The sequence below is a fragment of the Streptococcus sp. NPS 308 genome (assembly GCF_002355895.1).
GTDB lineage: Bacteria > Bacillota > Bacilli > Lactobacillales > Streptococcaceae > Streptococcus.
Genome location: NZ_AP017652.1, coordinates 642144 through 655634 on the forward strand (window position 1 = coordinate 642144; position 13491 = coordinate 655634).

17 protein-coding genes are annotated in these 13491 nt (G+C 39.8%); 16 read left to right on the top strand and 1 reads right to left on the bottom strand.

The genetic code is table 11. The features are described from left to right. Positions 1-10 precede the first annotated feature (10 nt). Positions 11-871 (top strand): YihY/virulence factor BrkB family protein, encoded by an 861-nt coding sequence (locus SNAG_RS03405; RefSeq protein WP_096406558.1) that lies wholly within the window; start codon positions 11-13, stop codon positions 869-871. Between the two features lie 39 nt (positions 872-910). Here the strand turns inward: SNAG_RS03405 and queA are convergent, their stop codons facing one another. Continuing rightward, positions 911-1939, bottom strand: coding sequence for a tRNA preQ1(34) S-adenosylmethionine ribosyltransferase-isomerase QueA (gene queA / locus SNAG_RS03410; protein ID WP_096406560.1), 1029 nt, complete (start codon positions 1937-1939; stop codon positions 911-913). A gap of 149 nt (positions 1940-2088) precedes the next feature. Between queA and SNAG_RS03415 the strand changes: the two genes are divergently transcribed. The 15 genes from SNAG_RS03415 to SNAG_RS03490 all read left to right on the top strand — a co-directional run bounded on the left by SNAG_RS03415 (position 2089) and on the right by SNAG_RS03490 (position 13389). Next, complete coding sequence (locus tag SNAG_RS03415) at positions 2089-2796, top strand: glucosamine-6-phosphate deaminase (protein WP_000864591.1); 708 nt, start codon at positions 2089-2091, stop codon at positions 2794-2796. Between the two features lie 176 nt (positions 2797-2972). Beyond that, positions 2973-4124 carry an FRG domain-containing protein gene (locus SNAG_RS03420; protein WP_197702782.1) on the top strand — a complete coding sequence of 384 codons (1152 nt, stop codon included), beginning with the start codon at positions 2973-2975 and terminating at the stop codon, positions 4122-4124. A 138-nt stretch (positions 4125-4262) separates the two neighbouring features. Next, a complete protein-coding gene (rpsU, locus tag SNAG_RS03425; RefSeq protein ID WP_000048054.1) occupies positions 4263-4439 on the top strand; it encodes a 30S ribosomal protein S21 in 177 nt (58 codons plus the stop codon). Positions 4440-4569: 130 nt separating this feature from the next. Next, positions 4570-5505, top strand: a complete 936-nt coding sequence (gene hprK / locus SNAG_RS03430; RefSeq protein WP_000115193.1) for an HPr(Ser) kinase/phosphatase — start codon at positions 4570-4572, stop codon at positions 5503-5505. Beyond that, positions 5498-6286, top strand: a complete 789-nt coding sequence (lgt, locus tag SNAG_RS03435; RefSeq protein ID WP_096406563.1) for a prolipoprotein diacylglyceryl transferase — start codon at positions 5498-5500, stop codon at positions 6284-6286. The genes hprK and lgt overlap by 8 nt, the downstream gene beginning before the upstream one ends. Then, on the top strand, positions 6287-6670 hold the full coding sequence (locus tag SNAG_RS03440; RefSeq protein WP_049538298.1) for a DUF948 domain-containing protein: 384 nt from the start codon (positions 6287-6289) through the stop codon (positions 6668-6670). It begins immediately after the preceding gene. A gap of 15 nt (positions 6671-6685) precedes the next feature. Further along, a complete protein-coding gene (locus SNAG_RS03445) occupies positions 6686-7084 on the top strand; it encodes a YtxH domain-containing protein (protein ID WP_000517385.1) in 399 nt (132 codons plus the stop codon). Positions 7085-7156: 72 nt separating this feature from the next. Continuing rightward, positions 7157-8287: a radical SAM family heme chaperone HemW gene (hemW, locus tag SNAG_RS03450; RefSeq protein ID WP_096406565.1), complete on the top strand. Its 1131-nt coding sequence runs from the start codon at positions 7157-7159 to the stop codon at positions 8285-8287. A 4-nt stretch (positions 8288-8291) separates the two neighbouring features. Further along, positions 8292-9029, top strand: coding sequence for an acyl-[acyl-carrier-protein] thioesterase (locus tag SNAG_RS03455; RefSeq protein ID WP_096406568.1), 738 nt, complete (start codon positions 8292-8294; stop codon positions 9027-9029). A 10-nt stretch (positions 9030-9039) separates the two neighbouring features. Then, positions 9040-9813: a TIGR01457 family HAD-type hydrolase gene (locus SNAG_RS03460; RefSeq protein ID WP_096406570.1), complete on the top strand. Its 774-nt coding sequence runs from the start codon at positions 9040-9042 to the stop codon at positions 9811-9813. Then, the gene (locus SNAG_RS03465) at positions 9803-10423 is read left to right on the top strand and encodes a TIGR01906 family membrane protein (protein WP_000850611.1); all 621 of its coding nucleotides are present in this window, start codon (positions 9803-9805) and stop codon (positions 10421-10423) included. The genes SNAG_RS03460 and SNAG_RS03465 overlap by 11 nt, the downstream gene beginning before the upstream one ends. Before the next feature lie 217 nt (positions 10424-10640). Beyond that, positions 10641-11042, top strand: coding sequence for a Spx/MgsR family RNA polymerase-binding regulatory protein (locus SNAG_RS03475; protein ID WP_000631261.1), 402 nt, complete (start codon positions 10641-10643; stop codon positions 11040-11042). Beyond that, positions 11043-11321, top strand: a complete 279-nt coding sequence (locus tag SNAG_RS03480; RefSeq protein ID WP_001041965.1) for a UPF0223 family protein — start codon at positions 11043-11045, stop codon at positions 11319-11321. It abuts the gene before it with no gap. Then, positions 11311-12084 (top strand): inositol monophosphatase family protein, encoded by a 774-nt coding sequence (locus SNAG_RS03485; RefSeq protein ID WP_000448237.1) that lies wholly within the window; start codon positions 11311-11313, stop codon positions 12082-12084. Before SNAG_RS03480 ends, SNAG_RS03485 begins: the two co-directional genes overlap by 11 nt. Continuing rightward, positions 12085-13389 carry an RsmF rRNA methyltransferase first C-terminal domain-containing protein gene (locus tag SNAG_RS03490; protein ID WP_096406573.1) on the top strand — a complete coding sequence of 435 codons (1305 nt, stop codon included), beginning with the start codon at positions 12085-12087 and terminating at the stop codon, positions 13387-13389. The last annotated feature ends 102 nt before the right edge of the window (positions 13390-13491 follow it).

The following is a 13491-nucleotide window of genomic DNA, read 5'->3' on the forward strand; positions in this document are numbered from 1 at the left end:
GGATCGCAACATGAAAAAGTGGTGGAAAGAGCTGATGGAACGGCCCTTGTTGAAAGCTTTTTTACATTTTTATCAAGCTTCCGATAGTGAACTGACCAGTGTTGCGGTTGCCTACTATTGGTTGATTTCAATCTTTCCTTTGCTGATGATAGTGGTCAATATTTTGCCCTACTTTCAAATTCCGATTTCAAATTTTTTGCTCACCATCAAGGAATTTGTACCAGATACAGTCTATGATGTGGTTGAAAAGATTGTCCGAGAAGTTCTGACTCAACCATCGACTGGTTTGCTGAGTTTTGCAGTCTTGTCTGCACTTTGGACCTTCTCGAAATCGATGGATTTCCTCCAAAAAGCCTTTAATAAGGCTTATGGAGTGGCCAAGAGCCGAGGAATTATCTCCCATCAACTGATGAGTTTACTCGTCAGCTTTGGCTTGCAAATTCTTTTTGCCTTAGCCTTATTTTTGAGTATGTTTGGACGTATGTTGCTCAACCTCCTCAAAACTTACTGGCAATCAGACAGTCCTTTCTTTGATTATCTACAGGACTTTACAGGCCCTTTGATTTATGCCTTGCTCTTTGCCATCTTGGTCATGCTCTACTATTTCCTTCCAAACGTTAGAGTCCCTCGTATTCGCTACGTTTTTCCTGGTAGTATCTTCGTTTTGCTGACTCTTGTCTTTCTGTTGAATATCTTTTCTGTCTATTTCAATAACTATGTCAATCATCTGGTCGATGTTCGATTCTTCAGTTCCATTATCGTGGTGGTCATGATGTTCTGGTTTATTCTCATCGCTAAGATTTTGATTATCGGAGCAGTTATCAATGCCAGTGTGCAGAGTTTGAAGGATCCAAAGTTTAGTATGGAATAATTAGAAAAATCCCTATTAGGTTTTCTAATAGGGATTTTCTTAATAGATAAACATGGCATCTCCAAAACTGAAGAAGCGGTAGTGTTCTTGGATGGCATGGTGATAGGCATCTAGGACTAAGTCACGTCCGGCAAAGGCAGAAACCAACATGACGAGAGTTGATTTTGGCAGATGGAAGTTGGTTGAAAATGCATCCACGACCTTCCACTCATATCCAGGCTTGATAAAGATATTGGTCCAGCCAGAATCTGCTTGGATTTGTCCGTCAAACTTGGAGCCGATAGTTTCCAGCGTGCGGATTGAAGTAGTTCCTACAGCGATGACACGGCCTCCATTTTCCTTGACAGAGCGAAGGGTGGTAGCCGCTTCCTCAGAAAGTTGGTAGAACTCTGAGTGCATTTCATGTTCGTCCAGATTGTCAACAGAAACGGGACGGAAAGTTCCGAGTCCGACGTGCAGAGTGAGATAGACTAGATGGACACCTTTGGCTTGGATTTCTGCTAGCAGTTCTTTGGTGAAGTGGAGGCCAGCAGTCGGTGCAGCAGCAGAGCCACTTTCTTTAGCGTAGACCGTTTGATAACGTTCGCGATCATCTAGTTTTTCATGGATATAAGGCGGCAGTGGCATTTCACCTAGACTTTCCAAAACTTCTAGGAAAATTCCTTGGTATTCAAAGCGGACAATACGGCCCCCGTGGGTCAATTCTTCCGTAACGACAGCGCTGAGACGACCATCTCCAAAGCTGACGCGAGTACCGACCTTGAGGCGTTTGGCAGGTTTAGCTAGGACTTCCCACTCATCACCAGCAGTATTTTTAAGAAGGAGAAGCTCCACGTGGCCACCTGTTTCTTCCTTTTGACCATAGAGGCGGGCTGGGAGAACACGGGTGTCGTTCATGACAAGGGCATCACCTGGTTCCAACATATCAATAATAGAGTGGAAGTGTTTATCCTGAAATTCTCCCGTCTCACGATTGACGATGAGGAGTTTAGAGGCATCACGTTTTTCAAGGGGTGTTTGGGCAATCAATTCCTCAGGCAAGTGGAAATCAAAATCAGCTGTATTCATTTTTTCATCATTCTTTCTAACTTCTAATCTTATCCATTATAACACGTTTCAAGTTTGGACGCTCTTTTTTTAGAAATTAAATCGTTTTCACTTGACAAGAATTGGTCTATACCATATAATAAATATAGATTAAAATGGAGGATGAAAAGATGAAAGTTATTAAAGTTGAAAACCAAATCGAAGGTGGAAAAGTAGCTTTTGAAATTTTGAAGGAAAAGTTGGCCAATGGCGCTCAAACTTTGGGACTTGCGACAGGAAGTAGTCCACTTGAGTTTTACAAAGAAATCGTTGAAAGTGACCTTGATTTTTCAAATCTAACAAGTGTCAACCTTGATGAGTATGTGGGACTTGATGGGGACAATCCACAATCTTACCGTTACTTCATGCAAGAGAACTTGTTCAACCAAAAACCATTTAAAGAAAGTTTCTTGCCTCGTGGGGTTAAGGATAATGCTGAAGCTGAAGTTGAACGCTACAACCAAATTTTGGCTGACCATCCAGTTGATTTGCAAATCTTGGGAATCGGTCGCAATGGACATATCGGCTTTAACGAGCCAGGAACTCCATTTGATAGCCAAACACATCTAGTCGAACTTGACCAGTCTACCATCGAAGCTAATGCTCGCTTCTTTGACAAGATTGAAGACGTCCCAACCCAAGCCATTTCAATGGGAATTAAAAACATCTTGGATGCCAAGTCTATCCTTCTCTTTGCTTATGGTGAGTCAAAAGCAGAAGCCATTGCTGGAACAGTGTCAGGCCCAGTAACTGAAAATCTACCAGCAAGTAGCCTACAAAACCACCCTGACGTGACCATCATTGCAGATGCAGAAGCGCTAAGCTTACTTGAAAAATAAAACTGAAGAATAATGTTAGCCATTCAATCCTTTGGGTTGGATGGTTCTTTAACACTAAATTGATGTAAATAGAACGATGGTATAGGAATAGAATCGTACTTGGTCACTTGGTAGATAAGCATTACATAAAAGTAAGTGATAGTTGACAGAAAATAATATTTTTAAAAGGATTTTTTATGAGAGAATATTCAGTAACTTATAATAATTTAACAAAAAAATTAAAAGAGCATTATAAACAACATAAATTTAAAGGCCAAACTACTAGAAATGTTACATCTTTCGTAAGAAGCCATACCATCAATATTGAGACATTTCATGATCTAATTATGGAAATAGCAGAACTCTCATATAAAAATCCTGATGTTATGTTGTTTTATCGTGGACAAAATAATAACTATATAAAAAATAAATACGCTACTTTATATCCTACAATATATCGTTTAAATAGTGAGAAAGATATCAAATTTGAATTTGATATTTTAGAACAAGCATCGAGTACCTTAATGAAGGAATTAGAAAATAATAGTAGTGTTGATAAAGAAGAGATAAAAGAAATAAAGAAAATAAAGCTACTGCAATATTCAATATTACAGCACTATGAAGTATGTAAAACCCCACTATTAGATCTAACCCAGTCCTTAAAAGTTGCTTGTTCATTTGCTATATTAGACAATGTAGATAATACTGGATATATTTATGTATTAGGAATGCCTTATGTAAACGGTAGGATTTCGGTAGATTCTGAAGATTATATTACAAACGTAAGATTACTAAGCATAAGTTCTAGCTCTTCAAAAAGACCGTTTTTTCAAGAAGGTTATTTGGTACAGACAGAATTCATTTCTGATGACGATATAGAAAAAGGGGAATTAGATTTTAATAGAAGAATAGTTGCTATTTATAAATTTGAAAATACTGAGAGCTTTTGGGGCTCTGAAAGACCTATTGAAAAGGGAAATTTATATCCAGAAGAAGATATAATGAAAGATATTTGTGATAGACTTAAGGAGAGAAAATACGACTATATAGGAAATGAGGAGAATAGCGGAAATTTAATCGGAACATTTTTAAACTTGTGGAATAGCTTAGAGGATGAGATAAGGTATAAAACCCAACTTAATGATTTCCATAAAGGCTTAAAAGTACTTGTAAGTGGAAGAGATGAATTAAATAAAGAAGACAGAACAAACATAGATGAAATTCGTAGGTTTAGAAATAACCTTGTACACAATACTAAAGCAGTTTCAGATAAAGATTTAGAAAATAAAATTGAAGATTTAAAGAAATTATTAAAAGATTTAAAAATAAGGTTTGAAGACATCAATTAAATTTTTTTTAATGTTTATTAATAGCTTTGAAAAAGAAATATTACATACTAATGGTGGTTTTTAACTAGTTTCCTCTTGACATTTATTCATTTTGCATGTAAAATAGAATAGATCTTGAACTTGAAGGGAGTGAAAAAAATGTCTAAAACAGTAGTACGTAAGAATGAATCTCTTGACGATGCACTTCGTCGTTTCAAACGTGCGGTTACTAAAGCTGGTACTCTTCAAGAAACACGCAAACGTGAATTCTATGAAAAACCTTCTGTAAAACGTAAACGTAAATCAGAAGCAGCTCGTAAACGTAAAAAATTCTAATTTGAAATGAAAGGCTAGACTTGTCTAGTCTTTTTATTTTTAAATAAATACTGTAAATCCTGCAAAAAAAGGAAACTTCCAACTACAATTTGATATAATAGTAAGGAGAACTCGATTGAAGGAGGAAATTATGTCGGTTTTAGTAAGAGAAGTAATTGAAAAGCTCAGACTAGATATTGTATACGGCGAAGGCGAATTGCTTGAAAAAGAAATCAACACAGCGGACATTACGAGACCTGGTCTTGAAATGACGGGCTATTTTGATTACTACACTCCAGAACGGATCCAACTTTTGGGGATGAAGGAGTGGTCCTATTTGGTTAGTATGCCTTCTCAAAACCGTTATCAAGTTTTGAAAAAAATGTTTCTGCCAGAAACACCAGCGGTCATCGTCGCACGTGGCTTGGTGGTTCCAGAAGAAATGTTGAAGGCTGCTAGAGAATGCAAGATTGCGATTTTAACCAGTCGGACAGCAACCAGCCGTTTGTCTGGAGAGTTATCTAGTTATCTTGATTCCCGTTTAGCTAAACGTACGAGTGTACATGGTGTTTTGATGGATATCTATGGCATGGGAGTCTTGATCCAAGGGGATAGTGGTATCGGTAAGAGTGAGACAGGTCTAGAACTCGTGAAGCGTGGCCATCGTCTAGTAGCGGATGACCGTGTCGATATTTATTCTAAGGATGAGATGACTCTTTGGGGAGAACCAGCTGAAATTTTAAGGCATCTGCTTGAAATTCGTGGAGTTGGGATTATCGATGTTATGAGTCTCTATGGAGCAAGCGCTGTAAAAGATTCTTCACAAGTTCAGCTGGCTGTCTATTTGGAAAATTACGATACCCATAAGACTTTTGACCGTCTAGGAAACAATGCAGAAGAATTAGAAGTTTCTGGTGTAGCTATTCCACGTATCCGCATCCCGGTAAAAACAGGACGCAATATCTCTGTTGTTATTGAGGCGGCAGCAATGAACTATCGTGCTAAGGAAATGGGCTTTGATGCGACACGTTTATTTGAAGAACGTTTGACAAATCTGATCGCTCAAAATGAGGTGAAACATGATTAATCCAGTTGCATTTGAAATCGGTCCTTTTTCCATTCGTTGGTATGCCCTGTGTATTGTGGCAGGCTTGGTCTTGGCAGTCTATCTTGCCATGAAAGAAGCCCCTAAAAAGAAGATTTTGTCAGATGACATTCTAGATTTTATCTTAATTGCCTTTCCTATTGCAATTTTAGGTGCCAGACTTTACTATGTGCTTTTCCGCTTAGATTACTATCTTCAAAATCCAGGTGATGTGATTGCCATCTGGAATGGCGGTTTGGCCATTTATGGTGGTTTGATAGCAGGAGCTATTGTACTCTATATCTTCGCAGATAGAAAGTTGATTAATACTTGGGATTTCTTAGATATTGCGGCGCCGAGCGTTCTGATTGCCCAAAGTTTAGGCCGCTGGGGAAATTTCTTTAACCAAGAAGCCTACGGTGCAGCAGTAGATAGTCTGGATTATTTGCCAGGCTTCATTCGTGATCAGATGTACATTGACGGTAGTTACCGTCGGCCAACCTTCTTATATGAGTCGGTTTGGAATCTGATTGGATTTGCTTTGATTCTGATTTTTAGACGAAAATTAAAGGGAATCAGACGTGGTCATATCACTGCTTTCTACTTGATTTGGTATGGCTTTGGTCGTATGATTATCGAAGGGATGCGGACAGACAGCCTCATGTTCTTTGGTTTGCGAGTTTCCCAATGGTTATCAGTTGTCCTTATCGGACTCGGTATTTTTATCATACTTTATCAAAATCGAAAGAAAGCCCCTTTCTATCATACAGAGGAGGAAAAATAAATGTTAGAAGTTGCTTATATTCTTGTTGCCATTGCTTTGATTGTCTGTTTAGTCTATTTGACAATTACGATTCAAAAAGCAGGTCGAATGATTGATGAGACGGAGAAAACCATCAAAACCTTGTCTTCAGATGTAGATGTTACCTTACATCATACCAATGAATTGTTGGTAAAAGTTAATGTCTTGGTTGACGATATCAATGTTAAGGTTGCGACGATCGACCCACTCTTTACGGCGGTGGCGGACTTATCTGAGTCAGTATCTGACCTCAATAGTCAAGCTCGTGTCTTGAGCAAGAAAGCTTCATCAGCTGGATCAAAAACACTTAAGACGGGTGCTGGATTATCTGCACTCCGTGTCGCAAGTAAATTTTTCAAAAAATAAAAAAGGAGAAATCTCATGGGAAAACTATCCTCTATCCTTTTAGGAACTGTATCAGGTGCAGCTTTAGCCTTGTTCTTAACCAGTGACAAGGGCAAGCAAGTTTGCAGTCAAGCTCAAGATTTTCTAGATGATTTGAGAGAAGATCCAGAATATGCCAAAGAGCAAGTCTGTGAGAAATTGACAGAAGTGAAAGAACAAGCAACGGACTTTGTGCTGAGAACAAAGGAACAAGTAGAATCTGGTGAAATTACTTTTGAAAGTGTCCTTGATCAAGCCAAAACATGTGCACGACAAGCGACAGAAGCATCAAAAGAAACCTTTAACAATCTCAAGGAGCAATGGCAAGAACAGTCAGCAACTCCCGATGTTGCTGAAGACCAAGAAGAAATCATCATTGATATTACTGAAGTATAAGGTATCACCATCTCTGGTTCTGGAGATGGTGATTTTTATCTGGAAAGCAGTCTTTGTGGTATAATAAATAATATGCAGAAAAAACCAACGTCAGCCTATGTGCATATCCCCTTTTGCACACAGATTTGTTATTATTGTGACTTTTCAAAGGTGTTTATTAAGAATCAACCAGTAGATAGTTATTTGGAGCATCTGCTAGAAGAGTTTCGTTCTTATGATATCCAAAAGTTGCGAACTCTCTATATTGGAGGTGGGACACCAACAGCTTTGTCAGCTCCGCAACTAGAAGTGCTCTTGAATGGCTTGACCAAAAACTTGGACTTGTCAGTCTTAGAAGAGTTGACCATTGAGGCCAATCCAGGAGATCTAGACGTGGATAAGATTGCGGTTTTGAAACAGTCGCCAGTCAATCGTGTTTCTTTAGGTGTGCAGACTTTTGATGACAAAATGCTGAAAAAGATTGGGCGTAGTCACTTGGAGAAGGATATTTATGAAAATATTGACCGCCTCAAACTCGCTGGTTTTGATAATATTTCCATCGATTTGATTTACGCTCTACCTGGTCAAACTATGGCTCAGGTCAAGGACAATGTAGCTAAGGCTATATCGCTTGATATTCCCCATATGAGTCTTTATAGCTTGATTTTGGAGAATCATACAGTCTTTATGAACCGCATGAGACGTGGGAAATTGCCTCTGCCCAAGGAGGAACTGGAAGCGGAGATGTTTGAATACATCATTACAGAGCTTGAGCGAGCTGGTTTTGAGCATTATGAGATTTCCAATTTCTCTAAACCCGGATTTGAAAGTCGCCACAATCTCATGTACTGGGACAATGCCGAGTATTATGGTATCGGTGCAGGTGCTTCAGGTTATGTGAACGGAATTCGTTATAAAAACCACGGACCTATTCGACATTATCTAGGCGCAGTGGAGGCAGGAAATGCTCGGATAACTGAAGAACACCTGAGCCAAAAGGAGCAGATGGAAGAAGAAATGTTCCTAGGCCTCCGCAAGAAATCTGGGGTTTCCATGGCGCGATTTGAGGAAAAATTTGGACGATCCTTTGATGGACTTTATGGCGAAATCATCAGAGACTTGGTTCAACAAGGTCTTATGCAGATCGATGGTGATCGTGTCCGAATGACAAAGAGAGGTCTCTTTTTAGGAGACACTGTAGCAGAACGATTTATTTTGGAGTAGAACAATGGGCTTAACTTATCAAATGAAAATGAAAATTCCTTTTGATATGGCGGACATGAACGGTCATATCAAACTTCCAGATGTGATTTTGCTGTCCCTGCAAGTATCAGGTATGCAGTCGATTGAACTGGGAGTTAGCGACAAGGATGTGTTAGAACGTTACAATCTGGTCTGGATTATCACGGATTATGAAATTGAAGTGGTTCGCTTGCCTCGCTTTTCTGAAGAGATTACGATTGAAACAGAAGCATTGACTTACAATCGTCTTTTTTGCTACCGCCGTTTCACTATCTATGATGAAGCAGGTCAAGAAATCATTCGCATGGTAGCAACCTTTGTTCTCATGGACAGAGATAGTCGGAAAGTCCATGCTGTAGAACCGGAGATTGTTGCGCCTTACCAGTCTGAGTTTGATAAAAAACTCATCCGTGGGCCAAAGTATGTAAATCTAGAAGATCCAATCAGTAAAGACTACCATGTTCGTTTTTACGATTTGGATATGAATGGTCATGTCAATAATAGTAAATACCTAGACTGGATTTTTGAGGTCATGGGTGCCGATTTTCTAACCAAGTACATTCCAAAGAAAATCAATCTCAAGTATGTCAAAGAAGTGCGGCCAGGTGGCATGATTGCTTCAGCTTATGAACTCAAGGGACTAGAAAGCAAGCATGAGATTATCAGTGATGGCGAGATCAATGCCCAAGCTATGATTACTTGGCAAGAAATTGAAGGCAATTAGAAAGAGCGATATGACTTATAAAGGTTATTTAATTGATTTAGACGGAACCATTTACAAGGGGAAAGACCGAATTCCGGCAGGAGAGGTTTTTGTCCATGAGTTGCAAAAGCGAGAAATTCCTTATCTCTTTGTAACCAACAATACAACTCGTACTCCTGAGAGCGTTCAAGAGATGTTGGCTCAGAATTTTAATATCAACACGGCTCTATCGACTTTATACACAGCAACTTTGGCAACCATCGACTATATGAATGACTTGGGACTGGAAAAGACAGTCTATGTCATCGGTGAAGCGGGGCTCAAGGATGCCATTCAGGCGGCTGGTTATGTCGAAGACAAGCAAAATCCAGCCTATGTGGTAGTTGGACTGGACTGGCAAGTCGACTATGAAAAATTTGCCACAGCAACTCTAGCTATCCAAAAGGGTGCTCACTTTATCGGAACCAACCCTGACCTCAATATCCCGACGGAACGTGGTCTTTTGCCAGGTGCTGGTTCACTAATTACACTTCTTGAAGTAGCAACACGAGTGAAACCAGTTTATATCGGGAAACCAAATGCTATCATTATGGACAAGGCAGTTGAGCACTTGGGCTTGAAAAGAGAAGAATTGCTCATGGTTGGGGACAACTACCTGACAGATATCCGAGCAGGGATTGACAATGGTATTCCAACGCTCTTGGTGACGACAGGTTTTACCAAGGCAGAGGAAGTAGCGGACCTGCCAATTGCACCAACTCATGTCCTTTCGAGCCTTGCGGAGTGGGATTTTGATGAAAACTAAACTAACCTTTTGGGGAAGTATGCTCTTTCTCTTCTCCCTTTCTATTCTCTTAACCATTTATCTGGCTTGGATTTTCTATCCCATGGAGATTCAGTGGCTGAACTTAGAGAATCGAGTCTATCTAAAGCCAGAAACCATTCTTTATAACTTTCATATCTTGATGAATTACCTGGCCAATCCCTTTAGTCAGGTCTTAGAGATGCCAGATTTTCGTTCGTCAGCGGCTGGTCTACACCACTTTGCGGTGGTGAAGAATCTCTTCCACTTGGTTCAGCTAGTTGCCCTAGTGACACTTCCAAGTTTCTATTTCTTTGTTAGAAAGATTGTGAAAAAAGGCTTTTTAGCACTATATCGTAAAAGTATTCTGACTTTAGTACTATTGCCTCTGATCATTGGGCTTGTAGGAGTGTTGATTGGTTTTGAGCAATTCTTTACTCTTTTCCATCAGATTCTCTTTGTGGGAGACGATACCTGGCTTTTTGATCCAGCAAAGGATCGAGTTATTCTGATTTTACCAGAGACTTTCTTCCTCCATGCCTTTGTACTTTTCTTTGCCTTGTATGAAGGAATGTTTGGTTTCCTTCTTGCTAAAGCTTCAAGGAAAAAGTAGATAAAATTCTGTATTTTTAATAAAAAACGAGAGAAGTTACTCCACTCCCTATATATTGTTAGGTTATCCTAAAAATAAACTTGTAAAACAGGTAATTTTTACAGAAAAGAGTCTATTTTCTATGAAAAAATAGGCTTTTTTTCTAAAAATACCTAGTCAAGCGCTTTATTTTTTTGTATAATAGAAATAGCAAGTATAGATTAAAGAAGAGAAAAGCATGATTACACTATTTTTATCACCGAGTTGTACATCATGTCGTAAGGCAAAGGCTTGGTTAGAGACGCATAAAGTGCCCTTTCAAGAGCATAATATTATGACTAGTCCTTTAACAAGAAAAGAATTACAACATATTCTTTCCTTGACCGAAAATGGTACTGATGACATCATTTCAACTCGTTCAAAAATTTTTCAAAAATTAGATATTGATGTAGAGAGTATCTCGGTATCGGAGTTGCTTCAGTTGATTGAGCAATATCCTAGTCTTTTGCGTCGCCCAATTATTATAGATACCAAACGCATGCAGATCGGTTTTAATGAAGATGAGATTCGTGCTTTTCTCCCTCGTAGTTACCGTAAACAAGAATTGAAAGAAGCAACATTGAGAGCTGGTATAGGATAGATGAACAAACAGTATAGTTACCCACTAGATTTGTCGTGGAGCACTGAAGAACTTGCTTCAGTGCTTTCTTTTTTTAATGATGTTGAAGCTGCTTATGAAGATAAGGTAGAAGCAAAAAAACTGCTAGATTCTTATAGGGAATTTAAGTCTGTGGTTCCGAGCAAAAGTGAAGAAAAGCGCCTAGGTCGCGAATTTGAAACGGCTAGCGGTTACTCCTTCTATCATGCAGTTCAATTAGCAAAAGAAAAAAGAGAAGGGAAGATTTCTCTTGGAAACTAAATTTGAATTTGCCAAACAGATTGTGCAGGAAGCTGCTGCCTATATTTTGGCTCACATGAAAGAAGATTTACAGGTTGAGCGCAAGTCTTCCCCTACTGACTTGGTGACACGTTTGGACAAGGAGGTTCAGCAACTCTTGGTTGATCGGATCAGGTCCTCCTATCCTAAGGACTTGATTTGCGCGGAAGAGGGTTGTTTACGTGCTGCAGTCGGTCAAGGTTCCGTTTGGGTGATTGATCCCATTGACGGTACCAATAATTTTGTCGCCCAGCAGGAAGATTTTGCCGTGATGTTGGCTTATTTTGAGGATGGTGTGGGCAAATTTGGCATCATCTATGATGTCATGAAAGGCGATTGTTACCATGGTGGTGGTGCCTTTCCTCCTTGTCGTAATAATGATCCCTTACCGCCTTTTAAAAAGAAACCTCTTCAAGAATTTTTAGTTGCCGGTAACTCAAGTATGTTTGAAACCAATGAGTGGGGCTTGGGTGATTTGGGTCGAGCAGCGTTGGGAGTCCGTGTCTACGGTAGTGCGGCCATTAGTTTTTCCAAGGTTTTATCAGGTCGACTTCTGACTTACATTACCTACCTACAGCCATGGGACTACGCTGCGGCCAGTATCTTAGGGGAAAGTCTGGGTTATCGTCTTCTTACAGTATCAGGTGAGCCCGCTGATTTTAAAACGCGTCAGCCTGTCATGATGGTACCAATCGAGATGCAAGAAGAGATTCAGTCTTATATCTACGAAAGGAAAGAAAACTAAATGCAATTTCCAAAAGGATTTGTTGAAAAATATGAAGCGATACTAGAAGATGAGGCAAGAGATTTTCTTGCCTCTTTTAAACAGGAAGCAGTATCGGCTTTTCGGGTTAATCCCTTAAAAGAAAGTCAGTTGTCGTTTGCGGATGCTATTCCCCATACACCTTGGGGACACTATGGTAAGGTCTCAGGGAAGTCACCAGAGCACGTGACAGGTCTCGTTTATTCGCAAGAGCCTGCAGCCCAAATGGTGGCCCAGATAGCTCAGCCCCTTCCTGGCATGAAGGTCTTGGACTTGGCGGCAGCACCAGGTGGAAAATCCACTCAACTAGTAGCTTATCTGGCTAATCAAGGAGTCCTTGTTTCCAATGAAATTTCAAGCAAGCGGTCTAAGATTTTAGTGGAAAATATGGAGCGATTTGGAGCTACAAATGTTGTTGTAACCAATGAATCTGCTGATCGCTTGGCCAAGGTTTTTAAAGGTTATTTTGATGTGATTGTACTTGATGCCCCTTGCTCGGGTGAAGGGATGTTTCGTAAGCAGCCCGATGCCATGGATTATTGGAGTACCGATTATCCTAGCCAATGTGCTAGTCTCCAAAGAGAAATTTTAGAAGATGCAGTGACCATGTTGGCAGAAGGTGGCCGTCTGGTTTATTCGACCTGTACCTGGTCGCCAGAGGAAAACGAAGAGATTGTCCACTGGTTACTAGATACTTATGATTTTGATCTACTTCCAGTCGAGCATGTGAACGGTATGGTAGCAGGAATTGATCTTCCTGAAACGGCTAGGATGTACCCACACCATTTTAAGGGAGAAGGTCAGTTTGTTGCCCATTTGCAGTTTAAGGGAGAAAATCCAACACCCAAATTCAAACCCTGCAAGATCAATCTCAGTCGCGAACAGCAGAACTTGTGGCAAGAGTTTGCCCAAAAACATCTCAAAATATCACTAACTGGTCTTCTACAAACTTTTGGAGATCAGCTCTATCTTTTGCCAGAGATGCTACCTGATCTAGGGAAACTCAAAATTGCCCGAAATGGACTTCATTTGGGTACTTTTAAGAAGAAACGCTTCGAACCAAGCTTTGCTCTGGGACTAGCCTTAAAACCAAGTCAGGTGAAACAAAGGGTCGAAATCAATGGTGAGGACTTTGTAAAATATGTGGCTGGGGAAACAGTTCAGCTAGCTGAAAGTCTACCAAATGGCTGGTATCAAGTTGTGGTTCAAGGAAACGGTCTGGGCTTTGCAAAAGTTACTGGAAATGTTTTAAAAAATTATTATCCAAAAGGCCTCAGATTCAAGTGAAAAAACTAGTCAAAGAATCTATTCTATGTTATATTGGAAGTATGATTTTTTTCTGATAGTCTTTCATTTTTACTTATATTATGTGATGAACCGACTGGTCTT